Origin of the sequence: Pseudomonas sp. SM4, assembly GCF_051913165.1 — a bacterium.
Lineage (GTDB): Bacteria > Pseudomonadota > Gammaproteobacteria > Pseudomonadales > Pseudomonadaceae > Aquipseudomonas.
In genome coordinates this window covers 158,617-184,753 of sequence record NZ_JBODOE010000002.1, presented here as the reverse complement: position 1 = coordinate 184,753, position 26,137 = coordinate 158,617, and the positions used below count along the sequence as shown (strand labels likewise).

The 26,137-nt window shown below is 60.7% G+C and carries 20 protein-coding genes; 7 read left to right on the top strand and 13 right to left on the bottom strand.

All coding sequences use genetic code 11. The features are described 5' to 3' along the window. Positions 1 to 18 precede the first annotated feature (18 nt). From ACQ4MY_RS03815 to ACQ4MY_RS03795, 5 genes are all read right to left on the bottom strand, one after another. A complete protein-coding gene (locus ACQ4MY_RS03815) occupies positions 19 to 570 on the bottom strand; it encodes a PqiC family protein (protein ID WP_008086013.1) in 552 nt (183 codons plus the stop codon). Positions 571 to 586: 16 nt separating this feature from the next. Then, positions 587 to 2,242: a PqiB family protein gene (locus ACQ4MY_RS03810; protein ID WP_008086011.1), complete on the bottom strand. Its 1,656-nt coding sequence runs from the start codon at positions 2,240 to 2,242 to the stop codon at positions 587 to 589. A gap of 228 nt (positions 2,243 to 2,470) precedes the next feature. Further along, entirely contained in the window at positions 2,471 to 3,772 is a 1,302-nt protein-coding gene (locus tag ACQ4MY_RS03805; RefSeq protein ID WP_440093826.1) for an NAD(P)/FAD-dependent oxidoreductase, read from the bottom strand. Then, entirely contained in the window at positions 3,769 to 4,857 is a 1,089-nt protein-coding gene (locus ACQ4MY_RS03800) for a polyamine ABC transporter substrate-binding protein (protein ID WP_440093824.1), read from the bottom strand. Before ACQ4MY_RS03800 ends, ACQ4MY_RS03805 begins: the two co-directional genes overlap by 4 nt. A gap of 155 nt (positions 4,858 to 5,012) precedes the next feature. After that, a complete protein-coding gene (locus ACQ4MY_RS03795; RefSeq protein ID WP_045123278.1) occupies positions 5,013 to 6,371 on the bottom strand; it encodes a glutamine synthetase family protein in 1,359 nt (452 codons plus the stop codon). A 162-nt stretch (positions 6,372 to 6,533) separates the two neighbouring features. Between ACQ4MY_RS03795 and ACQ4MY_RS03790 the strand changes: the two genes are divergently transcribed. From ACQ4MY_RS03790 to ACQ4MY_RS03765, 6 genes are all read left to right on the top strand, one after another. Next, positions 6,534 to 7,433 carry a helix-turn-helix domain-containing protein gene (locus tag ACQ4MY_RS03790; RefSeq protein ID WP_440093823.1) on the top strand — a complete coding sequence of 300 codons (900 nt, stop codon included), beginning with the start codon at positions 6,534 to 6,536 and terminating at the stop codon, positions 7,431 to 7,433. A gap of 90 nt (positions 7,434 to 7,523) precedes the next feature. Continuing rightward, entirely contained in the window at positions 7,524 to 8,033 is a 510-nt protein-coding gene (locus tag ACQ4MY_RS03785) for a sigma-70 family RNA polymerase sigma factor (protein WP_440093821.1), read from the top strand. Beyond that, positions 8,030 to 8,980, top strand: coding sequence for a FecR domain-containing protein (locus tag ACQ4MY_RS03780; RefSeq protein WP_440093820.1), 951 nt, complete (start codon positions 8,030 to 8,032; stop codon positions 8,978 to 8,980). The genes ACQ4MY_RS03785 and ACQ4MY_RS03780 overlap by 4 nt, the downstream gene beginning before the upstream one ends. A gap of 67 nt (positions 8,981 to 9,047) precedes the next feature. Beyond that, entirely contained in the window at positions 9,048 to 11,450 is a 2,403-nt protein-coding gene (locus tag ACQ4MY_RS03775; RefSeq protein ID WP_440093818.1) for a TonB-dependent siderophore receptor, read from the top strand. Positions 11,451 to 11,649: 199 nt separating this feature from the next. Continuing rightward, positions 11,650 to 13,221, top strand: coding sequence for a gamma-glutamyltransferase family protein (locus ACQ4MY_RS03770; protein ID WP_440093817.1), 1,572 nt, complete (start codon positions 11,650 to 11,652; stop codon positions 13,219 to 13,221). Between the two features lie 114 nt (positions 13,222 to 13,335). Then, on the top strand, positions 13,336 to 14,028 hold the full coding sequence (locus ACQ4MY_RS03765; protein WP_440093816.1) for a GntR family transcriptional regulator: 693 nt from the start codon (positions 13,336 to 13,338) through the stop codon (positions 14,026 to 14,028). Here the strand turns inward: ACQ4MY_RS03765 and ACQ4MY_RS03760 are convergent. From ACQ4MY_RS03760 to ACQ4MY_RS03730, 7 genes are all read right to left on the bottom strand, one after another. Further along, positions 14,025 to 15,251 (bottom strand): amidohydrolase family protein, encoded by a 1,227-nt coding sequence (locus ACQ4MY_RS03760; protein ID WP_440093814.1) that lies wholly within the window; start codon positions 15,249 to 15,251, stop codon positions 14,025 to 14,027. The two genes, ACQ4MY_RS03765 and ACQ4MY_RS03760, sit on opposite strands and share 4 nt — an antisense overlap. Beyond that, complete coding sequence (locus ACQ4MY_RS03755) at positions 15,248 to 17,728, bottom strand: branched-chain amino acid ABC transporter ATP-binding protein/permease (protein WP_440093813.1); 2,481 nt, start codon at positions 17,726 to 17,728, stop codon at positions 15,248 to 15,250. The genes ACQ4MY_RS03760 and ACQ4MY_RS03755 overlap by 4 nt, the downstream gene beginning before the upstream one ends. After that, positions 17,725 to 18,594: a branched-chain amino acid ABC transporter permease gene (locus tag ACQ4MY_RS03750; protein ID WP_440093811.1), complete on the bottom strand. Its 870-nt coding sequence runs from the start codon at positions 18,592 to 18,594 to the stop codon at positions 17,725 to 17,727. The genes ACQ4MY_RS03755 and ACQ4MY_RS03750 overlap by 4 nt, the downstream gene beginning before the upstream one ends. A 3-nt stretch (positions 18,595 to 18,597) precedes the next feature. Next, positions 18,598 to 19,791: an ABC transporter substrate-binding protein gene (locus tag ACQ4MY_RS03745; RefSeq protein WP_440093809.1), complete on the bottom strand. Its 1,194-nt coding sequence runs from the start codon at positions 19,789 to 19,791 to the stop codon at positions 18,598 to 18,600. Between the two features lie 152 nt (positions 19,792 to 19,943). After that, positions 19,944 to 21,275 carry an MFS transporter gene (locus ACQ4MY_RS03740; RefSeq protein ID WP_440093807.1) on the bottom strand — a complete coding sequence of 444 codons (1,332 nt, stop codon included), beginning with the start codon at positions 21,273 to 21,275 and terminating at the stop codon, positions 19,944 to 19,946. Between the two features lie 317 nt (positions 21,276 to 21,592). Further along, positions 21,593 to 22,264: a lipopolysaccharide kinase InaA family protein gene (locus ACQ4MY_RS03735; protein WP_440093805.1), complete on the bottom strand. Its 672-nt coding sequence runs from the start codon at positions 22,262 to 22,264 to the stop codon at positions 21,593 to 21,595. Between the two features lie 289 nt (positions 22,265 to 22,553). Continuing rightward, positions 22,554 to 23,483 (bottom strand): LysR family transcriptional regulator, encoded by a 930-nt coding sequence (locus tag ACQ4MY_RS03730; protein ID WP_440093804.1) that lies wholly within the window; start codon positions 23,481 to 23,483, stop codon positions 22,554 to 22,556. Positions 23,484 to 23,577: 94 nt separating this feature from the next. Between ACQ4MY_RS03730 and ACQ4MY_RS03725 the strand changes: the two genes are divergently transcribed. Continuing rightward, entirely contained in the window at positions 23,578 to 24,744 is a 1,167-nt protein-coding gene (locus ACQ4MY_RS03725; protein WP_440093802.1) for an MFS transporter, read from the top strand. 200 nt (positions 24,745 to 24,944) lie between these two features. Here the strand turns inward: ACQ4MY_RS03725 and ACQ4MY_RS03720 are convergent, their stop codons facing one another. Continuing rightward, positions 24,945 to 26,066: an SMP-30/gluconolactonase/LRE family protein gene (locus ACQ4MY_RS03720; protein WP_158831412.1), complete on the bottom strand. Its 1,122-nt coding sequence runs from the start codon at positions 26,064 to 26,066 to the stop codon at positions 24,945 to 24,947. Positions 26,067 to 26,137: the final 71 nt, after the last annotated feature.

Below are 26,137 nucleotides of genomic sequence, written 5' to 3'. Positions count from 1 at the left end.
GGAGCCAGAAGGTGTGATTCAGGAGGAAGACGGGCAGCCGCGCGGATTGCCTGCCGCCTGACTGATGAGTGCAGCCAGGCGTTTGACGTTGTTTTGCTGAGCAGTCACCAGTTCATTGATGCTCGGCCCTGACGGCGTTTGCAAAGTCGAGCGGCAAGTGACCAGGCCACTGTCGGTGTCACCCAGCGGACGCAGCCGCCATTTCGCATCGATCAGGGCGTATTGGCCGGGGATTGAATCAAAACGTTGCACCTCGATGCGCACCGACACATCGCCGCGACCGCTGGAATTGCTCAGTTGATCGACCAGTGCACTGCGCAGCTCATCCGCCAGACTCGCGCCCCACCATTGAGTTTCAAGGATCGCCAAACCGCTGTTGCCCTGGCGAATGACAATTTGCGGGCGGTCGACCTGCGGCGGTACGGTGATGGCTTCAATCGGGATTTGCGCCCCGGGGCGGGCGCTGCCCAGTTGCACCGGCGTCAGCGTATGAAAACTGATCGGGTCGCTGCGGCAGGCGCCGAGCAGCATGCAAGCAGCGAGCACGGTGATCTTCAGCGGTAAAGCCATGGGGTAGCTCCTGTGCTCAATTGCGTGGCGGTCCTTTCAGGTCCAGCGGCGCTGCGTTGTCTGGGCGACCGCGAATCAGCGATTCCGGATGGCGACCGAGGTAATCCGAGAGTTCACGCAGGGAGCGCGACATGCGGCCGAGTTCGTCGAGGGTCTCGGTGAGCTTTTCGCGTTGCGGTGAATCTTCGGCCAGGGTCGAGCTGGCGGACTGTAGGGTTTTGCTGACGTCGGCGAGGGTGTTTTGCACGCCCGGCAAGGTCTTCGCGTTGAACTGGGTCAGGCCTTTGCGCAGTTCGACCAGGTTGCTGTCGAGGTTGCTGGCAATGCGATCAACCGGCAGCTTGTTGAGTTTGTCGACCACGGCTTCGAGTTTTTCCTGCAACTGTTCAAGGCTACCCGGCACGGTCGGGATCATCACCGGGCGCAACGTCGGATCGAACGCGACTTTCTCGGCTTTCGGGAAGAAGTCCAGGGCAACGTAAAGCTGGCCGGTCAGCAGATTGCCGCTGCGCGCCTGCGCGCGCAGGCCATTGTCGATAAAGGTACCGATCAGACGAATACCGGCCGCTTCGTCGTTGGGGTCATGCTTGAAAGCGGTGAGCATTTTGCCGTAGGCCATGCCCAGGCGCTGCGGGTAAATGACGATGCCGACGTTGAGCGGGAAGCTGCGTTTTTTCGCATCGAAATCCAGATTGATCCCGACCACTCGGCCGATCTCCATGCCAAGGAACTCCACCGGCGCATCCACTTTCAGGCCGCGCAGGGATTGGTCGAAGCGCAGACTCAAGTACTGCGCCTTGCCGTTGGGCGGGGCGAGTGCGGTGCTCTGCTCGGCGAACAGTTCGAAGTCTTTGTCTTCGGCCGCTGCGACGTCGTTGGGGCTGTATTCCGGAGCGCGGAAGGCGATGCCGCCGACCAGCAGGGTCGAGAGCGATTCGGTCTTCACCGCAAAGCCGTTGGCGCCGACATTGACGTCGATGCCGCTGGCGTTCCAGAAACGTGTGTTTTCGGTGACGAAGGCATCGTTCGGCGCATGGATGAACACTTCGATATTGACGCCTTTGCCGTCGGGGTCGAGGGCGTAAGTGACGACTTGGCCAACCGGAATCTTGCGGTAGTAAACAGGGGAGCCGATGTCCAGCGATCCGAGGTCGGAGGCATGCAACATGAAGCGTTTGCCGGGCTCGCCGTAGGTAATGGGGGGCGGGTTTTCCAGGCCTTTGAAGTTTTTCGCGCGGGCATTGGACTGGCCGATGTCGGCACCGATGTAGTCACCGGAGAGCAGGGTGTCGATGCCGGAAACACCGCCAGCGCCGATCCGCGGGCGCACGACCCAGAACTGCGAGTCTTCACGGGTGAAGGTTTCGGCCTGTTTGGCCAGCTTGATGGTGGCGTTGACGCTTTTCTGGTCGTCGCTCAACTCGACATCCGTGACCTGGCCGACAACCACGTTGCGGTACTTGACCTCGGTCTTGTTCGCCGTCAGCCCGCTGCCGGTCTTGAAGGTGACCACGATGGTCGGGCCTTCCTGGAGGATGTTGTGCACGACCAGCGAGATGCCCACCAGCACGGCCACGATCGGCACGATCCAGACCAGTGAGATGCCGAAACGGCGGGTTTTGATGGGGGCCTGGCCTGGTGCTCGCGGCTCGTCGGTGGCTGACGACTTCATCCATGTCCTCCTCGATTGATTGGGCACTGAGCGTCAGGAACGCAAAAGCACCTCATCAATATAGAAGTGCTTGGCGATAGAGCAAATCTGTATAGCGCATATGCCGCTATTGATCGTTCCCACGCTCCGCGTGGGAACGCAGCCCGTGACGCTCCGCGTCACTGGACGCAGAGCGTCCCTTGAGGCATTCCCACGCGGAGCGTGGGAACGATCAGATTGGGTAGGGGGTTAGCCAAGGATTTCGCGCAGGCGATACCAGAACATGCCCAGCGCCAGCAGGGGCGAGCGCAGCGCAGGGCCGCCGGGGAAGGTCATGTGCGGCACGCCGCTGAACACGTCCATGCCTTGGCTGTGCCCGGCATGAATCGCTTCGCCGAGCAGTTTCGCGCACCAGTGGGTGACGTTCAGGCCATGGCCGGAGTAGCCCTGCGCATAAAACACATTCGGATGCTGCTTGAGCCGCCCGACCTGCGGGAAACGGTTGGCGGTGATGCCGATCTTGCCGCCCCACTGGTAATCGATGTGCACGTCGGCCAATTGCGGGAAGACCTTGAGCATCTTCGGCCGCATATAAGCCGCGATGTCCGCAGGATCGCGCCCGGAATAATGGCAGGCACCGCCGAACAACAAGCGCCGGTCAGCCGAGAGCCGGTAATAATCGAGACCGACTTTCTGGTCGCACACCGCCAGATTCTGCGGGATCAGTTGCGCGGCGCGCTCCTCGGACAACGGTTCGGTAGCAATGATGTAACTGCCGGCCGGCAGCACTTTGCCACTGAGTTGTTGTTCGAGTTCATCCAGATGCGCATTGCAGCCGAGCACCAGGCTGCCGGCACGCACCGTGCCATGGGCACAACGCACCTGCACCGTCGCGCCGTGGATGATTTCCAGCACCTGACTTTGCTCGAAGATCCGCACGCCAAGGGAGGCCGCCAGCCGCGCTTCGCCTTGCACCAGATCCAGCGGATGCAGATGACCGGAACCCATGTCCACCAGCCCACCGGCATAGATCTCGGAGTTGACCACTTGCTGGCGGATCTGCTCCGGGCCGATCAGGCGTGTTGCGTGGGCATAACCGAGTTCGGCGAGGTCGACCAGCTCTTCCTTGAATGCATCGAACTGCGCAGAGGTGTTGGCCAGATCGCAGAAGCCCCAACGCAGGTCGCACTCGATGCCGTGGTCGCCGATGCGCTGGCGCACCAGTTCCACCGAGTCGATGCCGGCGCGCTGCAAGTAACGCACGCCGTCCTGGCCGACATACTTGGCGAAGCCGTCGACGTCATGGCCAATGCCACGAATCAACTGCCCGCCGTTGCGCCCGCTGGCGCCCCAGCCGATGCGCCGGCCTTCGATCAGAATCACCGAAAGCCCGCGCTGTGCCAGTTCAATGGCCGTGTTGACCCCGGTGAACCCGCCGCCGATCACGCAGACATCGGCGCTCAGCTCACCTTCCAGTTGCGGATAGGCTGTGGTCGCCCGCGCTGAAGCTGCGTAGTAGGAGCGGGCGTGTTCTTCGGTGTACTGATTCATTTGTTCGACTTCACTTTGCTCCAGGAGCGGGTCATCAGACGCATGATCGCTTGAGGCGGGGTGGTAGAGATGTAGAGCTTGTCGAGCACTTCCTGCGGCGGATACACCTCAGGGTTATTGACCAGCTCCGGATCCATGAACTGCTTGGCGGCCGGGTTAGGGTTGGCATAACCGACCGACGCGCTGACCTTGGCAATCACTTGCGGATCGAGCAGGTAATTGATGAAGGCGTGCGCTTCTTTGGTGTTACTCGCGTCGGCGGGAATCGCCAGCAGGTCAAACCACAGGTTGGCGCCCTCTTTCGGGATGGCGTAGGCGATGTTCACGCCGTTCTTGGCTTCCTTGGCGCGGTTGGCGGCCTGGAACACGTCACCGGAATAGCCGAAGGCTACGCAGATGTCACCGTTGGCCAGATCCGAGACGTATTTGGAGGAATGGAAATAGGTGATGTACGGACGAATGCTCAGCAGTTTGGCTTCAGCTTTTTTGTAGTCTTCGGGGTTTTCGCTGCGCGGGTCCATGCCCATGTAGTTGAGCACCGCGGGGAAGACTTCGTCGGCGGAGTCCATCATCGACACGCCGCACTGGGTGAGTTTTTTCAGGTTTTCAGGCTCGAACAGCACGGCCCAGGAATCGATGTGATCGATGCCCAGCACTTGCTTGACCTTGTCGACGTTGTAACCGATGCCGTTGGTGCCCCACAGGTACGGCACCGAGTGCTCGTTGCCCGGGTCGTTTTTCTCCAGCAGTTCAAGCAGCTTCGGATCAAGGTTTTTGAAGTTCGGCAGTTGCGCGCGATCCAGTTTGAGGAAAGCCCCGGCCTTCACCTGACGGGCGAGGAAGTGGTTGGATGGCACGACCACGTCGTACCCGGTGCGCCCGGCGAGGAGCTTGCCTTCGAGGGTTTCGTTGGAGTCGAAGACGTCGTAGATCACCTTGATCCCGGTTTTTGCCTGGAAGTCGGCGAGGGTGGTTTCGCCGATGTAGTCGGTCCAGTTGTAGACGCTGACCTGGGGCTGGGCGTGTGCTCCAACGCTGCACATCAGGGCCAGAGCGGCGGGTACCATGGATTTCAACAGACGCATATCGACACCTCTAATTTATTGGACTTTTCAGGTGGTTCGCTAATCCTGTGGGAGCGGGCTTGCCCGCGATGAGGCCGGCAGCTTCGACATCACTGCTGAATGTGCCGCCGCCATCGCGGGCAAGCCCGCTCCCACAGGTTTTGTGCAAATTTGAATTAAACGCTGAGCATCAGGAACTCACGCTCCCACGAGCTGATCACGCGCTTGAAGTTTTCATGCTCGGCACGCTTCACCGCGACATAACCACGGACGAACTTGTCGCCGAGGTATTTCGCCACGGTTTCGCACTCTTCCATCTGCGTCAGCGCTTCTTCGATGGTGATCGGCAAACGCAGGTTGCGGCGTTCGTAGGCGCGGCCCTGTACCCCGGCGCTCGGCTCGATGCCATCGACCATGCCGATGTAGCCGCAGAGCAGGCTCGCGGCAATCGCCAGATACGGGTTGGCATCCGCGCCCGGCAAGCGGTTTTCCACGCGCATCGCCTCAGGGCTGGAGGTCGGCACACGCAGGCCGACGGTGCGGTTTTCTTCGCCCCATTCAACGTTGACCGGCGCAGAGGTGTCCGGCAGGAAGCGGCGGAACGAGTTGACGTTCGGCGCGAACATCGGCAGCACTTTCGGGATGTACTTCTGCAAACCGCCGATGTAATTGAGGAACAATTCGCTCATTTGCCCGTCAGCGTTGGCAAAGATCGGCTTGCCGGTGGCGATCTCGACCACGCTCTGGTGAATGTGCATGGCGCTGCCGGGCTCATCGCCGATCGGCTTGGCCATGAACGTCGCGGCAACGTTGTGCTTGAGCGCGGCCTCACGCATGGTGCGTTTGAACACGGTGATCTGGTCGGCCAGATCCAGCGCATCGCCGTGGCGGAAGTTGATTTCCATCTGCGCCGGGCCGTCTTCGTGGATCAGCGTGTCGAGGTCCAGGCCTTGCAGTTCGCACCAGTCGTAGACGTCTTCGAACAGCGGATCGAATTCGTTGGCGGCATCAATGGAAAACGACTGACGACCGCTTTCCGCACGGCCCGAACGGCCCAGCGGTGCCTTCAGCGGCAAATCCGGGTCTTCGCAACGTTGGGTCAGGTAGAACTCCATTTCCGGCGCAACAATCGGCTTCCAGCCTTTGTCGGTGTACAGCTGCAAGACTTTCTTCAGCACGTTGCGCGGCGACAGTTCGATCGGGTTGCCGAATTTGTCGAAGGTGTCGTGGATGACGATGGCGGTTGGTTCGATCGCCCATGGAATCACGTAGACCGCGTCAGCCACTGGTTTGCAGACCATGTCGATGTCGGCGGGATCGAGCAGGTCGTAGTAGATGTCGTCGTCGACAAAATCCCCGGTTACCGTTTGCAGCAGCACACTTTCCGGCAGGCGCATGCCTCGCTCATGCAGGAACTTGTTGGTCGGTGCGATCTTGCCGCGGGCAATGCCGGTCAGGTCGCTGACCACACATTCGACTTCGGTAATCTTGTGATCTTTCAGCCACGTGAACAGCTGATCGAAAGGGGCATTCATAAAGACCTCGTTATTGGTTTTATAGACGCCGGGGAGGGCGGGTTTCATCTTCCGCCCCTTCCCCTGTGGCGCGTTGACGACTATCTTGGGCGAGCCTTGCAGTTCCATCTATCCACTTTAAGCAGCACCAAAGCGCACCAAAAGAGTGCGCAAGGTCACCCCATGACAACGTGCAATCCGCTCCAGGTACAAGCGTTCAACACCGCCGATGTCGCTGAACAAGTCCGCGTGACACCCGGTTGGGTACAGCATTACCAACAGATGTCGCCAGGCCATTTCGCCGGGCAGATCCGCTATCTGGATCTGCAAGGTGTCGAGGTCTACGAAGAGCAGATGAACACCCGCGTCGAGCAGAATTTCAGTGCGCCGTCGGGGGCGCTGGCGTTCTGTTTTGATCGCAGCGACAACGCGCTTTACCTGCTCAATGAAGACAGTCGCAACATCTGGATCACCCCGGAGAACTACCAGGAAATCGCCGTGGTGTTCGGCCCGGAGTTCGTTCGCCAGCACGGTCTGGACGTGGCGAAACTGGAAGGGATGTTCATGACCCAGCTCAACTGCGGGCAGAACGCCTTGTTCAGTCGCTGGTTAAGCTCGACTCTCACGAAGTTGTCGCAAGCTGTTGATCCGCTTGATAAAGATGCTCTAACAAAGCAGCTATTGGATGACTGTCTGTTCATCCTCGATAACGCGCGGGTGTGCCTGGACGGCGGCGGCTTGCAGCGGCGCACTGAAGAGCGCGCCATCATGAAACGCGTCGGTGACTGGGCGGCGGATTCCGCGGAAGAGACCCTCAATCTGCTCGAACTCTCGCAGGTTGCGGGCGTGTCATTGCGTCAGTTGCAACAGGCCTTCAAGGCCTACACCGGCATGACGCCCAGCCACTGGTTACGCCTGCGCCGGTTGAACAGCGCCCACCGCGAACTGCTCAAACGCCGCCCCACGGAAACCACCGTTGCCGAGGTGGCCATGCAGTGGTCGTTCTGGCATCTGGGACGGTTTTCAAGCAGTTATCGGGCGTTGTTCAAGGAATTACCGAGCGAGACGCTAAAGCGCTCTTGAATGCCGTAGCGGATAAAAAGGCTTTGTGTCGGCGCGCAAGTTAAATAGAATCACTCTCATTTGAAACTGACTTCGCGCAGGACTCTTGAGATGACTGAAGCAGCGACGCCATCGCCGCAGCACCTGCACGAACTGTATCGCGATCATCAAGGCTGGCTGGAAACCTGGCTGCGGCGGCGCATGGGCAATGCCTGGGATGCGGCCGACCTGAGTCAGGACACCTTTGTGCGTGTGCTCTGCAGTGCGCAACCGATTGCCGACATGCGTGAGCCACGGGCGTACCTGTTGACCGTCGGCAAACGCCTGCTGAGCAATTTCTACACGCGTCGCAGCCTGGAAAAAGCCTATCTCGAAGCCCTCGCGCAATTGCCCGAAGAATGCGTGCCGTCGCCTGAGCAGCGCTGGGTGCTGCTGGAAACCCTGCAAGCGCTGGATGAATTGCTCGATGGCTTGCCGCGAGCAGTGCGTAAGGCGTTTCTATGGAGTCAGCTCGAAGGCCTGGGTTATCGCGAGATTGCCGAGCGCTTGCAAGTTTCCGAGCGAACAATAAAACGTTATATGACAACGGCTTACGAGCATTGTTTGATGCTAGATCTATGATGAGAACAGCGCCCGGTAATGAAGCGCGGGAAGTGGCGCGGGCTGCCGCGCAATGGCTGGCGTTGCTCGAATCGGGTGAAGCCAGTGAAACGGATCACGTGCGGCTGAAGGCTTGGCGCGACAGCGATAGCCGCCATGAAAACGCTTGGCAGAAGATCCAGTTGTTGCGCCAGCGTTTTTCCAGTCTGCCCGCAGAATTGGCCATGGCCACCCTGGATCGCCCGGACCTGGCGCGGCGTGCGGCGCTGAAACGGGCGCTGGCGCTGGCCGCATTGATGCCGACGGCGTGGCTGGTCAGTCGCCAATTGCCCTTGGACGTCTGGCGCGCCGACTTGCAGACCGGCACTGGCGAGCACACACGAACACGGTTGGCCGACGGCAGCACCTTGCAACTCAATACGGCGAGCGCGGTGAACGTTGATCTGGCCCGTCGTCAATTGACCCTGGTGCGCGGCGAAATGGCGCTCAATGTCGCTGGCGGCGCTGCATTGACGATCAACGCAGCTTACGGCCAGATTATCGTCAGCCGCAGCGAAGTCTGCGTGCGTCTCAACGAGCGTGATTGCAACGTATCGGTGCTCAGCGGATCGGTGCAATTGCAACCGTTGCAAGGGCCGGCGCTGCAGTTGAATGCAGGGCAACAGATCACTCTGCAAGCGTCCGGTGCCGGCCCGGTCTTAGCGTTCGACGCCAAAATGCCCGGCTGGCGCGACGGCGTGTTGATGGCGCAAAACCAGCCACTGGGCGACTTTCTGTGCGAGTTGAGTCGTTATCGCTCAGGGTTGTTGCGGTGGGAGCCGGCCCTGGAAAGCCTGCGCATCACCGGCAGTTTCCGTCTCGACGATACCGATAAAGTGCTGGCGCTGCTGGCGGCAAGCTTGCCGCTGGAGGTGCATTCGCGTACGCGTTTCTGGGTCACGCTGACGCCGCGAAAAAATATCGTCTGAAGCCTGTCCCTTTTCTTCGCCTCACCGGTCATTGCAGGTAAGTGAACAAAATCGAGAGCTTCTTCCAATGCCCGCAGTATTCCCAAGTCGTTTGCGTCCGTTGTTGCAGTTGAGCTTCGTGCTGAGCCTGAGTGCCAGCCCGGTATTGATGCAATCCAGTTGGGCCGATGACGCCGCCCGGCGCAATTATCAGGTGCCCGCCGGCAGTCTGAGTGCGGCGCTGACGCGTTTTGCCGGGTTGGCCGGGGTCAATCTGTCAGTCGATCCGGCCCTGGTGAGCGGCCGCAACAGCAATGGCCTGGCCGGTGAATATGGCGTGGAAGAGGGTTTCACTCGGCTGTTGTCGGGCAGCGGTCTGCAACTGCAACCGGTGGGTGATCACGCTTACACGCTGATTCCTGCGGCCGATGGCAGCAGCCTGCAATTGGCGCCGACTTCGATTCTCGGTGCGACCGGCACAACCGACGCCGATGTGTTTGCCGGTGGACAGGTGGCGCGCCGGGGCTCACAGGGTTTGCTGGGCTCCAGGGATTTCATGGAAACCCCGTTCAGCATGACCACTTACACCAGTGAGGCGGTGAAGAACCAGCAGGCGCGCACCTTGGGCGACCTGATCGGCAGCGACCCGTCAGTGCGCGCAACCAACCCGGCGGGTGGCCGCTATGAGCAGTTCACCATCCGTGGTTTCAGTCTGTTCAACAGCGACGTTGCCTATAACGGCCTCTACGGCGTGTTGCCGACCTACACGATCGACATGGAGATGGCCGACCGCGTCGACATCCTCAAAGGCCCGAGCCAGTTGATCAACGGCATTTCGCCACGGGGCAGTGTCGGTGGGGGGATCAACGTGGTGCCCAAGCGCGCCAGCGACCAGCCGATCACCTCGTTGACCGCCAACTACGCCTCCAATAATCAGCTCGGTGGCGCCGTGGACGTCGGCCGCCGTTTTGGCGAAGACAACCAGTTCGGTGTGCGTTTCAACGGCGTCAAACAGTCCGGTGACACGGAGTGGGATCATCAAAGCGTCGATCGTGACATGGCCGTGCTCGGCCTCGATTTTCGCGGCGAACGCCTGCGCCTGTCGACGGATATCGGCCACACCGAACGCGACACCGATGCACCGCAGGAACGCGTGCAAGTCGCGGCCAATGCCAAGGTGCCGAGCGCGAACAATGTGCATCGCAACTACGCGCAACCGTGGAGCCAGGCTAAAACCGAGGACACCTTCGGCACGCTCAATGCCGAGTTCGATGTCAGTGATTCGGTGATGCTGTACGGCGGCGTCGGTGCGCGCAAAAGTAATCATGACTTCTTGCGCCACGCCGTATCCGTGACCAACGACGCCGGTGATTTCAGCGTTCTGCCGCGCGACTTCACCCGCGACGAAAACGTGCGCACGGCCACGGCCGGTGTGCGCAACTGGTTCCATACCGGGCCGGTGAGCCACGAGGTCAACCTCGCGGCCAGCTATTTCTACATGGATTTCGAGAATGGCGGTGCGCGCTACGCCACCGGGCGCAGCAACCTGTATGAGCCGGTGGAAACGGCAAAACCCGGCACACCGACGCGCTACGACGCCAAGGTCTACACCGAAAACCGCTTCAGCGGCGTGGCGTTGTCCGATACGCTGGGGTTCTTCGACGATCGATTGCTGTTGACGCTGGGCGCTCGCTGGCAACGGGTGAAAGTCGATGACTGGAGCGATGACGTCAAAGGCGACACGGCCTACGATGAAGAAAAAGTCTCGCCCTCGGGCGGCATTCTGTTCAAGGCGACGGACAAGTTGTCGCTGTACGCCAACTACATGGAAGGCCTCAGCCAAGGCAAGATCGCCCCTTCGACCTCGATCAACGAGGACGAAATCTTCCCGCCGTTCATCAGTCGCCAGGTTGAGGTCGGCGCCAAGTACGACGCGGGTGCCTACGCGCTGACCGCCGCAGTATTCCGGATCAAACAGCCCGCTTACGAAACCAATGCCACGACACGCGTCTTCGGCCCCAACGGCAAGCGCCAGAACGACGGGGTCGAACTGAGCGTGTTTGGCGAGCCGTTGAAAGGCTTCCGGCTGTTGGGCGGCGTGATGTTCATCGACAGTGAACTGACCAACACCACCAACGGCACGTTCGACGGCAATCGCGCGCCGGCGACCCCGAAATACAACGTCAATCTGGGCGCCGAATGGGACGTGCCGACCGTGCAGGGACTGACGTTGACCGGGCGCGGAATTTATTCCAGCTCGCAATATCTGGATCAGTCCAACGAGAAGCAAATCGACGCCTGGGAGCGTTTTGATGTGGGCACGCGCTATGCCTTCAAGGTCGATGAGAAAACCGTGACCTTGCGCGCCAATGTCGAGAACGTGCTGGACAAGCGTTACTGGAGTTCGGCGGGGGCTTCGGATGACAGTGAACCGGGGTTGACCCTGGCGACGCCGCGAACTTATCTGTTGTCGGCGACTGTTGACTTTTGAACATTCACCGCACGCAAGCCGTGCGCGGTGCCCAGCCTTGGATGTCGTGATGTTCGTGGTTGGGCGATACAGCGGCTGCCGCTGCTAGACGGCACCGACGCACTCGAGTGACGTTGCGCCCGTGAGCTTTCAGTAGGCATACATCTTGCCTTGCTAACAATCAACATACCGATAGCTAGCAAAGAGAGAGCCTGCAACCATGATCGCAACTTCCAGTCGTGCGGTGATCTGTACGCCTCATGCCGATGCCAGCGCTGCCGGCATGCGAATTCTTGAAGCCGGCGGCACGGCCGTTGATGCCATGCTCGCCGCCAGTGCCATGCTTGCAGCGGTTTTTCCGCACATGACCGGGCTGGGCGGCGATGCCCTATGGATGATCCACGACAAGCAGGTGCGCACCATCGTAGGGATTGGCCAGGCCGGGCAACGTCTGCCGGAGGGCGGCACCATCACCGTGCGCGGCCCTGCATCGGTGGCGAGCACGGCGGGTGCGCTGGCGAGTTGGCAGACCGCTGCCAACATCAGTCGGCATGAGTGGGGCTCGCGGTTCGGTTGGGCCGATCTGTTGACAGACGCCGCGAGCGTGGCTGCTGCCGGCAGCGAGGTGTCGCGATCGCAACTGTTCTGGCAAACCCTGCGTCGCCCGCTGATCGAGCAATTGCCGGACCTGCATCGCCTGTGCAAGCGCGAAGGGCAGTGGTTACGCGAGGGCGATACCTTGCGTCAGCCCGAACTGGCCAACACCTTGCGGCATCTGGCGAAACACGGCGTCGAGGATTTCTATCAGGGCGAACTGGCCGAGGCGTTCGGGGCTGCATTCGATCGCTTGGGCTGCGGCTTGACCGCGGCGGATCTGGCGGCGACTCGTGCGCCGCAAGTCGCACCGATTTCCGTCCGCTATCGCGAAGGCCGACTCTTTAACGTCGCGCCGCCATCCCAGGGTTTGTATACGTTGCAGGCCATGGCTGCGCTGCAACACAAACCACTGGCGGCCGCCGGCAACGGCAGCGCGCTCTACTATCACTATCTGGTCGAAGCCATTAAACAGGGCTTGCTGCGGCGCAACGCGCAGTTGTGCGATCCGCTGAGCCAACCATGGGATTTTTCCGCGAGTCTCGAAGACGCGCGGATTCAAGCCTGTGCCGATGCCATCGACGATCAACGTGCCGCGCCGTGGAACGAGCCGGGGCGGCCGGCCGATACCGTGTGGATGGCTGCGACCGACAGCGAAGGCCGTACCGCCTGTTTGATCCAGAGTCTGTTCCATGACTTCGGATCAGGCTGCATGCTCGGTGACACCGGGGTGTTGTGGCAGAACCGCTCGGCCGGTTTCAACGCCAGCCCCGAACACGTCAATTGCTGGGCACCGGGCAAGCGTCCGGCGCACACACTCAATCCGTCCTGCTATCTGGCAGACGATGGCCGCCGCTGGTTTTTCGGCACGCAGGGCGGCGACGGCCAACCGCAGACGCAAATGGTTTTGGCGACGCAACTGATCGACTTTCAGCAGCCCATTGATCAGGCGCTGCTGACCCCGCGTTTTCTGCTCGGCCGCAGCTTTTTCGACAGCACCGACAATCTCAAACTGGAAGGCGACATGAACGCCGCGACCATTGAAGGCCTCGGCACGCTTGGGCATGAGGTGGAAATCATTCCGGCGCGCAGCCCCATGACTGGCCACGCCGGCATTATCGCCATTGATGCCGCGGGTCGCCGCAGCGCCATGCATGATCCTCGGGGGGAGGGCGCCGGGCTCGGTCTGCCGGACTGATGCTTGCAGCAGGCATTTGCCGGGGTTGGGTGGCTGGCGGATAATGCCGGCCATTGCCCGCCAACCGCAGCCTTGTGGAATCGGCATGAGGCTTTCAGGAAAACCGAGGAAAGGATGGGCTTGAGCACTGTCACCGCCAAACAGCAAGAAGTGCAACGCATCGTCGATGCGCTGTTCAAGGCGATCGCCCAGCATCGTCTGCCGCCGGGCACGCGACTGATCGAAGCGCACATCGTCGATACCCTGCAAGCCAACCGCAATCATGTGCAGGTGGCGTTGCAGCGTCTGGCGATGCAGAAAGTGGTGACCATCGAAGCCAATCGCGGCGCCATGGTTGCCCAACCGACGGCCAAGGAAGCGCGGGATATTTTCAGTGCCCGTCGCGCCATCGAGCGGGCGATTGTCGAGGCCATCACGCCGGCCACCATGCGCAAGCAACGCCAGCGCATCGCGACCCACATGAACAACGAACGCAAAGCCACCAATGACACCGATCGACGGGCTATCGTCCGCGAACTGAGCGAGTTTCACCTGCTGCTCGGCGAGATCAGTGGCAATGCCGTGCTCAGCGACATCCTCGCCAATCTGATGGTGCGCAGTTCGTTGATCGTGGCGCTGTATCAGCGCAATGACGTGCCATCCTGCGCTTCGGATGAACACCAGGAAATCATCACCGCGCTGGAAAACGGTGACAACGAAAAAGCCGTGGCAGTGATGATCGAGCACCTGGATGAACTGGAAGCGCAGTTGGCACTGGAAGAAAGTGTGCCTGCCGAGTTCAATCTCAAGCAGGCGTTGGTTGATTAATTCGCTTTCATCAACGTTGCTGCCGGCCGACTGAAGGTCTGACGCCCGCCCTTGAAGCCCATCAGCGGTGCGCTGATTTCGGCGATGACCGCCGCCGGCGAAGGCGCGTCGAATACGATGAAATCGGCGCGGCAACCGGGCTGCAAACCGTAACCTTTTAATCTCAACAAAGCGGCTGACTCGCTGGAAATCCACGCGAGACATTGCAGCAGTTCCGCCGCCGTGCCCATCTGGCTGACGTTAGCGAACAGGTTGGCCTGACGGATCAACGATGCATCGCCGTACGGCGTAAACGGATTGCCGATGTTGTTGGTCGAGACCGAACACCTCACGCCGCACGCGTGCAGATGCGCGAGTGGCGCCAGGCCTCGGGGTTTGTTGTGAAACGCCTCGCGGCCCATCAGGAACAGATCGGTGCTCGGCAGGCAAGTCACGTTTACACCGGTTTTTGCCAGATGTCGGGCGAGCACCGTCAGTGGCTCCTTGGGCAGCGCCGACAGCTTGGTCGCATGCCCGATGATGACCCGTCCACCCCAGCCGTGAAGCTGCGTGCAGCGCGCCACTTCCATGACCGTCATGCCTTCGGTATTGAGGTCGAAATCCAGGTGCAGATCGAGGTCGCAGTCGTAGCGCACCGCCAGCTCGAACAGACGCTGGATCTGCCCGTGCGGGTCGCTGTCCATATACGGGCAGCCGCCGAGTACGGTTGCGCCGCTTTCCAGTGCCTGGCACAACAGCGCCTCAGTCCCGGGGTTGTTCAGCAGGCCTTCCTGGGGGAACACGCAGATTTCCAGGCTGATAGCCCACGCATAATCGGCCTGCAAACGGCGAATCGCGTTGAATCCGGTCAGGCCGATCTGCGGGTCCAGTTCCACGTGGGTACGCATGTGCGTCGTGCCTTGCACAATCGCCTTGTCCAGCACCTGCGCACCGCGCCGATAGACATCGTCCTCGGTGAACTCGGCTTTCGCGGCGCGGGTTTGCGCGACCGCTTCGGCCAGCGTGCCTGCCTGCAAATGGCAGCGCTGCATGATGCAAGCCTTGTCCAGATGGATATGGGTTTCGATCAGGCCCGGCATCATCAGTCGGCCGTGCAGATCGAGGGTTTGCCAATCGCCGGCAGCCGGACTGAAGGCGTCGACGAAGTAGCCGTCCTCGACGAAGAACTCGCTGACGCGATGATCGCTGCCCAACCGCGCATTGATGATTTTCAGGGCGTTCATGCGCTGGCCCCTTCACCCAGATAAGCGGCCGCCAGTGCCTTATCGGCGCGCAGTTCTGCCGAGCCTGCGGCTTTGACGATTGTTCCCGTTTCCAACACATAAGCACGATCGGCGACTTGCAGCGCGAGGTTGGCCATTTGATCCACCAGCAGGATGGTCACGCCCTCGTCGCGCAGCGCGGCCAGCGCGTCGTAGAGCTCGCCGATCATCGCCGGCGATAAACCCAGTGACGGTTCATCCAGCAAGAGAATGCTTGGCTTGGCCATCAAGCCGCGACCCACGGCGACCATTTGTTGTTCGCCACCGGAAAGGAGGCCAGCCGGGTTGTCGATGCGATCACGCAGGCGCGGAAAGCGTTGGAGGATGGCCTCGATTTCTGCCTCGGCATCGAAGGGTTCGCGACGTGAATAGCCCCCGAGCAACAGGTTGTCGCGCACACTCAGGTAAGGGAACACCTGGCGCCCTTCCGGCACCAGGGCCAGACCTCTTGCGGCGATGGTGCTGGCGCTGGCCAGTTCGATGTTTTCATTGTCCAGCACAATGCTGCCGCTGCTGGCGCGATGCAGGCCGGCCAGACATTGCAGGATGCTCGATTTGCCCGCGCCATTGGCGCCGAGAATCGCCACCAGTTCGCCGGGATTGACCAGCAGGTTGACCTTGTCGACCACGGCTGATGCACCGTAATCGATAACCAGATCCTGAACGTACAGACGCGCGTCGCGGCTGCCGTTCCAAGCTTGCTCGCGAGGCGTGGCCTGATACTCGGTACCGCCCAGATAAGCCGCGATGACCTGCGGATTTTGCCGGATTTCAGCCGGCGGCCCCGAGGCGATCGGCTTGCCGGCGTCGAGTACCAGCAGGTGTTCGGACACCGACATCACCAGCGCCATGTCGTGCTCGACCAGAATCACCGTCAGGCCAAAGTCCGCCAGCTTGCGCAGCAGCACGGCCAGATTATCCGTGTCGCGACGACTGAGGCCGGCTGCCGGTTCGTCCAGCAACAACACCGCTGGCGCCGTGGCCAGTGCCCGGGCGATTTCCACCAGGCGGCGATCCACATGCGGCAGATCCTCGGCGGCTATATTGACTTCACCGCGATAGCCAACCAATGCCAGCAGATCCAGCGCCAGATTGCGCTCTGCATCTGTAGAAAGGCTGAACGGCAGGCCCATGCGGCCCTGCTGCATCGCCACCAGCAGGTTGTCCAACACTGACATTTCGCCAAACAGCAGGGTGGTCTGATACGTACGGGCAATCCCGGCCCGGGCGCTTTTCCACGCGGGCAGGCCCGCCAATGGCTGTTGCAGTTCGATCCGGCCACTGTCCGGCACATAGAAGCCGCTGATCATATTGAGCACAGTGGTTTTACCGGCGCCATTAGGGCCGATGATGCTGGTGATGCTGCCGGCCGGTGCGTGCAGGTTGACGTGTTGCGCGGCCTGCACGCCGCCGAAGCGAATGCCGATATCGGTGACGCGCAATCCCGAGTTTGGGCCACGGCTGCGCAAATGCGCGGCCACCCGTTGTTGATCGAAGCGCGTGGGCGGCAGCAGGCGAGCCGGTTTGATCCAGCGCCGGGCGAGGGCGCCGAGCAGGCCGTTGGGAGCAATCCACAGCACCAACAGCAGCAGCGTCGAAAAGATCAACAAGCGATATTCGGCGAAATCCGACAGCAGCTCCGGCACCAACACAATCAACAGTGCGCCAATCAGCGGCCCGAACAGCCTGCCGCTGCCGCCGACGATCACCGCCAGTACAAACAGAATCGACTGCGAAAACGGAAAGGACTCCGGGTTGATAAACATCAGCAACGGCGCGAGCAGACCGCCCGCGAGTCCGGTCAAGGCTGCCGACAAGGCAAACGCGAGGGTTTTGCTGATCACCGGATTGAAACCCAGCGAGCGCGCGGCGATTTCCGAGGCCTTCACTGCACGCATGGCTTTGCCCCAGCGGCTGTGGCTCAGGCGCTGATAAAAGAGCAGGGCGCCGATCATCAGCGCGGCGGCCAACAGGGCGAGGAAAATCGACGGATCGAGGCCGGCAAACTCCGGCATCGGGATTCCCATCAAACCATTGGAACCGCCGGTGACGTCACGCCATTCGATCAGGCTGTGATGCACGACAAACGCAAAGGCAATGGTGATCATCGCCAGATACGGACCGCTGACCCGAAGGGCGGGAATCGCCAACAGCGCGCCAATCACCCCGGCTGCCACCCCGGCGATCGGCAGAGCCAGCCACAACGGCCAGCCCGCCAGGGTCAGCAGCGCCGAGACGTAGGCGCCGATGGCGTAGAAAGCGATATGGCCAAAGGAAATCTGCCCGCTCAGGCCGATCAATATATTCAGGCTTACGCCAACCACTGTCGCCAAGGCGCAGAGGGTGAAAACCAGCAGGGAGTAACTGTCGAGTGTGAACGCCATGACGCCAGACGCGACAGCGAGGAGGGCGATCAGCAGGGTGGGAAGGTTCTTCATACTTTCACCAATGCCTGACTGCCGAACAGACCGTTGGGACGAATCGCCAGCGCGACAATCACCAGCGCAAAGGTAAAGATCTGGGTGAAGGCCGAGCCGAAATACATCGTGATCAGCGCTTCCGTCAGGCCGAACAACAGGCCTGCCGTGAAGACGCCGCCAGCGCTGGTGATGCCGCCGAGAATGGCCACTGCAAAGGCTTTCAAGCCAAACAACATGCCCATTTCTGCGTTGACGCTGAACAGCGGCGCAATCAACAAACCCGCCACGGCGGCGAATACCGTAGACACCGCAAAGGCGATCGCGACCACCCGATTGACGTTGATCCCCATCAGCATTGCCGCGCGCGGATTCTGCACGCAGGCTTCCAGCACTTTGCCCAAGCGGGTGTAACGCCGCACCAGATACAGCGCCAAGGCAATGGCTGCGCCCGCCAATGGAATCAGCATTTGCAGAGCGCCCACGTTGCTGCCAAACAGCTCGACATTCAGGTTGGCCAGGCTGCTTTCAAACTGCCGGGGCTCTTTGCCGAAGGTGAACAACGCGAGGTTATCCACCAGAATGCCGCCGGCCACCGTCGCCATCAGCCAGGCCTGTGAGCCGCGACTGTGGAAGGGCCGCACCAGCCACCGTTCGATCGCCAGACCGTACAGCGCACACAGGATCAGCGTCAGCGGCAGGGCGAGCCACAGCGGCCAACCCCAAGTGATGCAAAAGGTGTAGCCGAGCACGGCGCCGACCATCATGGCGCTGCCCTGGGCAAAATTGACGGTGCGCGAGACGACGTAGGTCAGGTGAAACCCCAACGCCAGCAACGCGTACATGCTGCCGAGGCCGAGCCCGGAGATGATGGCGGCGGTATACATGGCTTACTCCTCGGGCTTGAGCGGGACGATCTGGTCGTTGACGAAGTGGGTGAACAGGTAATCGTCCGGCCCTAACGCGTCATGCTTTGCAGGGGTAAACGGTTGCTTGTACTGCTTGATCAAACCGTCGTAATCGCTGATGGCGTAAAACCCGTCGCGAATCGCCTTGCCGTCAGTGCTGCCGGCTTTCTCGATTGCCTGAGCGGCGAGGTGCAGACCGTCGTACGCATTGGCGATGCCCACGGCCGGCGTGACATCGGCCAGGGTTTTTATCTGTGGGTAGGCGGTTTTCAGCGCGGCCAGGAGGGCGTCACCCTTGGCGCTGTTGTGCTCGGTGAAGACGTAGGTCTGGATGAAATGCACGCGTGATGCATTCGGTCCCGCCAGCTCGCCAAAGCGACCACCGGCCGGCCCCCAGTGCGAGACGATCGGCACGTCCCAGCCCATGCGATCCAACGATTTGACGACCTGTGCGGACGGGCTGACGTTACCGACGAGGAGGAGGGTGTCTGCACCGGCGTTTTTCAACCGGGTCAGTTGTGGCACGACGTCCAGATCGCTGTCCTGAATACGCTCGACACCGGCGTTGGCCATGCCACGTTTTTCCAGCGCGCGCTTGAGGCCAGCCTCGTTGGACTCGCCCCACGGATTGTTGATGAGGATCATCCCCGGCTTCTTCATGCCGTGGTCGACGCCGTATTTTACCAGCGCTTCATCGACCAGCTCATCGACGGCGGAAACGCGGAATACGTAGTTATCGGCGGCGCCGTTTTCAGTGATTTTCGTACCCGCCGCCCAGATGCCCATGAACGGCACTTTCAACTGGTTGACCAGCGGCACGATGGCGAGGGAAACCGGCGTATCGAGACCACCGAACAGCACGGCGACTTTTTCGCGCTGGACCAGTTCGCGCGCAGCGAGGATGCCTTTGGACGGGTTGCTTTCATCGTCGCGACGCACCAGCTCCAGCGGACGCCCGAGCACGCCGCCGCTGGCATTGACCTCGTTGATGGCCATGGTCAAACCGCGAGTCAGGGCTTCGCCGGACTTGGCCGATTGCCCAGAAAGCGCCGCGACCAGACCGACCTTGATCGGCGGCTCGGCCGCGTGCGCGCCAGTGAACATGGCGAGGTTGAGCGTGACTGCCGCAGCCACGGGAAACAGCCGACGCTGCAGGTTTTGAAGCCGAGTAGCCATAGTTGATTCTCCTGATTGCTAGCAGTTATAAAATTATTGCTAGCAAGTAGGGTGCCACTCGGTTCGGCTATGGAAACTACGGCTTCTTTAGGGGTGTTCCGCTGATTGGCGCTCCAAATGGAGGCGGCTTGCACCACGCGCAAGCGTGTTTATTACTGCGGTGAGGGTTCTCCGCTCAACGCATCGACCATCGGCGGGTGATCCTGCACAGCCTGCCGCAAATCCTCGGTCACCCGTAGTTCCGCACCGGTCGGCGAGAACGTGGCCGCCGCGGCAAAAGGCGCGGGATTGGCTGGAACCGGGCGTTTGCCACGGCGCCAGAGGAAGAACGTGACCATGCACAGATTGACCAGTGCGAACACCCAGAACAGACCGTTGGCGCCGAACGAGTTCATCACGGGCGAGATCATCATCGGGCTGATCGCCGAGCCCAGCGAGTTGATCAGCAGCAAACCCTGAATCATCGGCACCAACGCTTCGGCCGGAGCGCGGTCGGCGGCATGGCTGACGGCAACCGGGTACAGCGCGAAGACGCCGCCACCGAGCAGAAACAGCATCGCGGCGAGCATCGTTGCAGTCAGTGGCAGCAAGACAATCACCAGCGACAACACCGTGCACGCGATCGTCAGAATCGTCAGCACCTGCAAGCGATCCTTGCGATCGGACCAGCGCCCCACCGGGTATTGCAGAAGCATCGCGCCGAGAATCGTCCAGGCCATCATGCTGCCGACTTCGCCGACATTCAGGCCGCTGCGTTGCAGGTACAGCGGCAGCAAGGTGTAAATCGCCGCGATCGTCACACCCGAGCCGAAACAGCCAACCAGCCCGGTCGGCGTCACGCCCAACAGTTGCCTTGGCTTGAGCGGCTCAACCTGATCGAGCAGCGGCGACACGCGTGGCAGAATCACGATCGGCAACACTGACAACGACGCGAGCATACCAGCGACCATGAACGGTGCGCTGTCGCTCAAACCGGTGATTTTCCCCAGCGTGGCTTGGCCCAGCACACCGGCGCCGTATAACACGATCATGTACAACGCGAGCAAGCGCCCGCGAATCTTTGCGTCGCCCGCCAGCAGTAGCCAGCTCTCGATCACCAGAAACACACCCACCGTGGCCCAGCCATTGATCAGGCGCAGTGCGAACCAGCCCCAAGTGTCATAGAACAATCCCTGCAACAGGATGGTCACGGCGATCAGCGAGGCAAAGCTGCCATAGGCGCGGATGTGCCCGATGCGCAGAATCAAGCGGTCGTTGAACACCGCACCCAGCGTCAGGCCAATAAAGTAGGCCGATGAGACGATGCCGATCATCGTGGTCGAGGCACCGGCGGCGTCGAGACGAAGGGTGGTCAGAGAAGACAGAAAACCGTTGCCCAGCGCAACAATGAACAGCCCGAGCAAAGGCGCCAGCGCCATGGCCAGCAAACGCGGAGACATAAAAACCTCTAGAGATCGAACAGCGGAACGTGCGCCTCTGCGCATGCGATTGCCAGGCCGACGTGTGTGTTGTTGGGCAAGTGCCTGCCGATCGGGCAGGGCGGTTATGTCGGACACACGTCGAGGAGGTGTGGCCAGCCTTCAGGTGCGCGTCAATCACCCGATCCGGCGACTGCGACAGCGCGCGGGATTCTAAGGCTTGTGCGGGATTTGCCAATAGCGGTGAGCTGCGGCGTTAGGACGCAGCCCGCCATTGGCTTATGAAATGCTTTGGCATGCTCGTTACATCATAAGTACAGCGCTTGATTGGCAAGCCTTCCCTCTTATTGATCTTGATGCTTTCGCACTGACCTTCCTGTATATCAAATGGCTCTGCCAATGGCTTGCTCGTAGCAGGAAAGGAAATGCTGCCACTGCGACTCATCCCAGAAAGAATGCCGTCTGAGTTGGGGAATGTCGTGACGCGCCGCACTCATTGCCGTAGCGCGACCGCGAGATTTTTCCAGGTCAAGCAGCGCCAGTTCGAAATCGAAGTCAGTGTCAGTCATCCACGCCTTGATGAAGATGTGTTTGGAACGCATGCAACCGTGCTGCCATTTGCCCGAGTGCATCCGCGCCAGCATTTGCGCCAGACGCTTGAAAAGTTGCTGATGCTGCTCTGTCGTCAACCTGCTTGCAGAGCCCTGGCTATACCAGGTATCCAGATCGATGAAGCCGCCCAGGTCTGCGGTAACCAAAACACCTTGCCATGTGCCTCGGACTTTTCTCGCACCATAAAACACCGGTTTTGGCGCATTCACGCCCAGTTCCTCAAGTCTGGAAAGGGCAATACCTTCACGCAGAGCAGTGGGGCGGCCAGTGGGGTAACGGAGACTACGAAACAGATGGCCGGTCTGACGCTTGACGAAGAACGTCCTGTTATCTTGCACTACCAACTGGACACCGCTGGTGCCGCTGCGGCGCACATTCGGTGGTTCAACCCACGACCCGGACGTACCCCACCAGTACTCAAACTCATCGTGTGCCCGGCCCATTCTGCGCTCCATTTATTGTAGAAAACTGTTTGCGTGCGACGTTTGCATTATGGTCGCAATAGCAGCTCAGTCTATTAGTGGACGAGAATAGTTCCCCGTTAATCGCAGAGGTTAGTGCCTGCTTTGGACTTTTACGCAACTACGTGGCGAAAGTACGCAAATTGGAGGGATGCCTGCAGAATGTGTTTGCTGTTTCGAGGAATTTGCTTCTGAGTGTAAGCCGCCGCCCGCGATTATCTGCTCTCGGCCGAAAGCAGTCTGTCGCGACGGCCATTCAAGACGTTCAATATCACGAGTCCCCGGAAGACTTGATTCGCACATCCGCTGACATCCGGTGATGTTCCAGCAAGAAGTCCACGAATAATCGCACCCGCGCCGGCATCGCCGCGCCGCCGACGAACACCGCATGAATCGGTTCCTGATCCCCCGGGTTCCAGGCCTCCAACAGCGCAATCAGCTCGCCGCGCTGCAGGTCCTCGCTCACGCTGAACTCCCCGATGCGTGCGATGCCGGCACCGACCCGCGCGAGTTGTGCCAGCGCTTCACCACTGCTGCATTCGATATTGCCGCTGACCTTCAGGGAAAACTCTTTGCCATCGCGGCTGAACGGCCAGTTGGGTTCGGCACGGCGAAAATTGAAGCGCAGGCAGTTGTGCTGTAGCAGGTCTTGCGGTTCCTGAGGGATGCCGTGGCGCTGCAGATATTCGGGCGATGCCACCACGACCTGGCCGGTGTTGCCGATTCTGCGCGCGGTCAGCGGGCTGTCGGGCAGATGGCCAAAGCGTACTGCGACGTCGGCTTGCCCGCCGAGAATATCGACCACTTCGTCGCCGAGGGTGAGGTCGACGACGATGTTCGGGTAACGGGCGCTGAAGGCTGCGACCAAAGGAACGATGGCCAGCCGCCCATGGCCAAGGGCGGCACTGACCCGCAATCGCCCCCTGGGTACGCCCTGATCGGCGATGGCTTCTTCGACCTCGTCCATGTCGGCGAGGATACGCCGGGCGCCGCGCAGGAACGCTTCGCCCTCGGCCGTGAAGGTGATCGCGCGGGTGGTGCGCAACAGCAGGCGGGTGCCGAGACGTTGCTCTGTGCGCGCGATGATCCGACCCACTGCCGAGGGTGTCAGGCCCAGTGCACGCGCGGCGGCCGAGAGACTGCCTTCCTGCGCCACGGTGGTGAACACGCTCATTTCACCTGACCTGCCGTTGAAATCCACTTGTGCCTCCTACGCAAAGGTGATTGCCAAAAATGCAGTCTACCGCCTGAAAAGCCGGGATCGTAGCATTGGCGGCATAGATGAGGAGCTTTCCATGCGTATCAATCCACCACTTGTTGCACTCGCCGTCGGTGCCTTTGGCATCGGCGTAACAGAATTCGCCCCCATGGGCATGTTGCCGGGTATCGCTGCAGACTTGGGCGTTTCCATTCCCGCTGCCGGTTTGCTGGTCAGTGCCTATGCGCTGGGCGTGTTGCTCGGCGCACCACTGATGACCCTGACTACCGGCAAGATTCCCCGGCGCTATCTGCTGATCGGGCTGATGGCGATTTTTACCCTGGGTAATCTGATGTCAGCCTTGGCCACCGATTACTACAGCCTCATGGTCGCCAGGGTAGTGACCTCGCTGAACCACGGTGCATTTTTTGGCGTTGGCTCGATTGTCGCCGCCAGCCTGGTCGCTCCGGAAAAACGTGCCGGAGCGGTAGCGGCGATGTTCATGGGGCTGACCCTGGCGACTATCGGCGGTGTACCGTTGGCGGCCTGGTTCGGCGAGTTGTACGGGTGGCGTACGGCTTTCTGGGGCATTACCGGATTGGGCGTGGTGACGATGGCGGCGCTGTGGTTCGCGCTGCCCAATGTGCGGGCGCCGCAAAGCGTCGGGGTCATGGCGGAGATTCGGGTATTGGCGCGCGGCCCGGTGCTGGGCGCGTTGGCCCTGACCGTCGTTGGCTCAAGCGCGATGTTTACCGTGTTCACTTACATCGCACCGATCCTCAGCAACGAGACCCATGCATCTACCGCCTTCATCACCGCCATGCTGGTGCTCTACGGTGTCGGTTTGACGCTGGGCAACATGTGGGGCGGCAAAGCCGCAGACCGCTCGATAGACCGCACCCTCATTGCCTCGCTGAGTGTGCTGATTCTGGTCTTGTTGGCGTTCACTGTGCTGATGCGTTGGCCGCTGCCGGCCGCCGTGGCCATTCTGATCTGGGGTATCGCCAGCTTCGCTCTGGTGCCACCGCTACAGATGCGCGTCATGGAAGCGGCCAAGGACGCGCCCAATCTGGCCTCGGCAGTGAATATCGGCGCCTTCAACTTCGGCAATGCGATTGGCGCAGCGCTGGGCGGCGCGGTGATCAACGCGGGTCTGGGTTATCCGGCGATTTCTCTGGCCGGAGCGGCAATGGCGGGCCTGGGGTTGCTGATGGTGTTGGCGTTTGCCTGGCGCTCCAGAGCGATTGAAGCCGCCGTGGTGTGACAAGCTCCAGGTCACTCTGAAACAGCCACGCTGGGGTAGCCACAAAAGCCCTTGATAAAGGCCCGCTCGATGGAGCACCTGTCATCATCCGTTTTTACAAGATCCGGCAGGGCGAAAACAGTAAACGCGCTTGAATGCCGCGCATCATCGGATGCGCGGCCATTTTCGACACTCGCAAAACCGTCGCGAGACGAGCTTTTTTACAACGCAAACGTAGTCCCACGAGTATTCACGAACAGCGAATAGATCGAGTGACTGCTGGCCATGAACAGCCGATTCCCTTCGCGTCCTCCGAAGCACAGGTTCGGGCAGCGCTCTGGTAGCGAAATGTGCCCGATGGCTTTGCCCTGCGGATTGAAAACGCGCACGCCGTCGAGTTTTTCCAGATCGGCCTTGGGATCGCCATTGCCGCCCCAGCCGCACCACAGGTTGCCCGCTTCGTCGCATTTGATGCCGTCGATGGCGGCGTACTCCAGCCCCTCAATGTGCTTGCGGCGTTCGCCGAGGGTGCCGTCATCTTTCACTGTAATAGCCCAGATCAGGCGATTGGGCTTGGCGCGTCCTTCGACGACGTACAGGGTTTTTTCATCCGGAGAAAAGCACAGGCCGTTGGGGCCGTTGAGGTCGTCGATGACCCGCGTGACTTTTTTGCTCTCGCCGTCGATGCGGTACACGGCGTGGGGTTGGCTCGGGGTGATTTTGTGGCCTTCGTAGTTGTTGCCGGTCTGGAAGGGCGGATCGCTGAACCAGATCGATCCGTCACTTTTGCAGACGATGTCGTTGGGCGAGTTGAAGGGTTTGCCGTCAAAGCTGTCGGCCAGCACGGTGATCGTGCCATTGGCTTCGGTGCGCGTGATGCGCCGGCCTTCGCTGGTGGTGGTGGAGCCTTCGCAGACGATCAGACGACCTTGGCGATCCCGGCACATGCCGTTGGAAAAGTTGGAGTGTTCGCGGTACACGGAGAAAGTGTCAGTGATTTCGTCCCAGCGCATGATGCGATTGTTGGGGATGTCGCTGACCAACAAATAGCGGCCATCACCGACCCACACCGGTCCTTCAGCCCAGCGCATACCGGTGGCGAGTTTCTCAACGCTGGCGTTGAAAATTCGCAGCTCAAGGAAGCTGTCATCGAGGATGTGAATCAGCGGATCAGGGTAGCGCTGACTCAAGGGCTCGGCGGCCTCGGCGATCCGCGTCAGTGCGGTGCTGCCGACGGTAGCGAGTGTGGCGGAAACGGCGAGGGACTTTTTCAGGAAGCTGCGGCGGGTATTGCCTACCGCGCGGTCAAGGCTTTCAGGCTTGGCGGACAGGGATGAGTCCATGTAGCGATCTCCGTGGTTTTATTGTTTTTGGGGGAGAGGTAGTAATACCTTGTGTTAGGACATCGTACAAC

Bases quoted from the DNA above. Each gene is read 5' to 3' on its own strand.
- ACQ4MY_RS03740 (WP_440093807.1), bottom strand. From the start codon at position 21,275: ATGCGCAGAGGCGCACGTTCCGCTGTTCGATCTCTAGAGGTTTTTATG.
- ACQ4MY_RS03775 (WP_440093818.1), top strand. From the start codon at position 9,048: ATGCCCGCAGTATTCCCAAGTCGTTTGCGTCCGTTGTTGCAGTTGAGC.
- ACQ4MY_RS03760 (WP_440093814.1), bottom strand. From the start codon at position 15,251: ATGAACGCCCTGAAAATCATCAATGCGCGGTTGGGCAGCGATCATCGC.
- ACQ4MY_RS03735 (WP_440093805.1), bottom strand. From the start codon at position 22,264: ATGGGCCGGGCACACGATGAGTTTGAGTACTGGTGGGGTACGTCCGGG.
- ACQ4MY_RS03810 (WP_008086011.1), bottom strand. From the start codon at position 2,242: ATGAAGTCGTCAGCCACCGACGAGCCGCGAGCACCAGGCCAGGCCCCC.
- ACQ4MY_RS03745 (WP_440093809.1), bottom strand. From the start codon at position 19,791: ATGGCTACTCGGCTTCAAAACCTGCAGCGTCGGCTGTTTCCCGTGGCT.
- ACQ4MY_RS03720 (WP_158831412.1), bottom strand. From the start codon at position 26,066: ATGGACTCATCCCTGTCCGCCAAGCCTGAAAGCCTTGACCGCGCGGTA.
- ACQ4MY_RS03765 (WP_440093816.1), top strand. From the start codon at position 13,336: ATGGGCTTGAGCACTGTCACCGCCAAACAGCAAGAAGTGCAACGCATC.
- ACQ4MY_RS03755 (WP_440093813.1), bottom strand. From the start codon at position 17,728: ATGAAGAACCTTCCCACCCTGCTGATCGCCCTCCTCGCTGTCGCGTCT.
- ACQ4MY_RS03800 (WP_440093824.1), bottom strand. From the start codon at position 4,857: ATGCGTCTGTTGAAATCCATGGTACCCGCCGCTCTGGCCCTGATGTGC.
- ACQ4MY_RS03750 (WP_440093811.1), bottom strand. From the start codon at position 18,594: ATGTATACCGCCGCCATCATCTCCGGGCTCGGCCTCGGCAGCATGTAC.
- ACQ4MY_RS03790 (WP_440093823.1), top strand. From the start codon at position 6,534: ATGACAACGTGCAATCCGCTCCAGGTACAAGCGTTCAACACCGCCGAT.
- ACQ4MY_RS03770 (WP_440093817.1), top strand. From the start codon at position 11,650: ATGATCGCAACTTCCAGTCGTGCGGTGATCTGTACGCCTCATGCCGAT.
- ACQ4MY_RS03780 (WP_440093820.1), top strand. From the start codon at position 8,030: ATGATGAGAACAGCGCCCGGTAATGAAGCGCGGGAAGTGGCGCGGGCT.
- ACQ4MY_RS03725 (WP_440093802.1), top strand. From the start codon at position 23,578: ATGCGTATCAATCCACCACTTGTTGCACTCGCCGTCGGTGCCTTTGGC.
- ACQ4MY_RS03795 (WP_045123278.1), bottom strand. From the start codon at position 6,371: ATGAATGCCCCTTTCGATCAGCTGTTCACGTGGCTGAAAGATCACAAG.
- ACQ4MY_RS03805 (WP_440093826.1), bottom strand. From the start codon at position 3,772: ATGAATCAGTACACCGAAGAACACGCCCGCTCCTACTACGCAGCTTCA.
- ACQ4MY_RS03785 (WP_440093821.1), top strand. From the start codon at position 7,524: ATGACTGAAGCAGCGACGCCATCGCCGCAGCACCTGCACGAACTGTAT.
- ACQ4MY_RS03815 (WP_008086013.1), bottom strand. From the start codon at position 570: ATGGCTTTACCGCTGAAGATCACCGTGCTCGCTGCTTGCATGCTGCTC.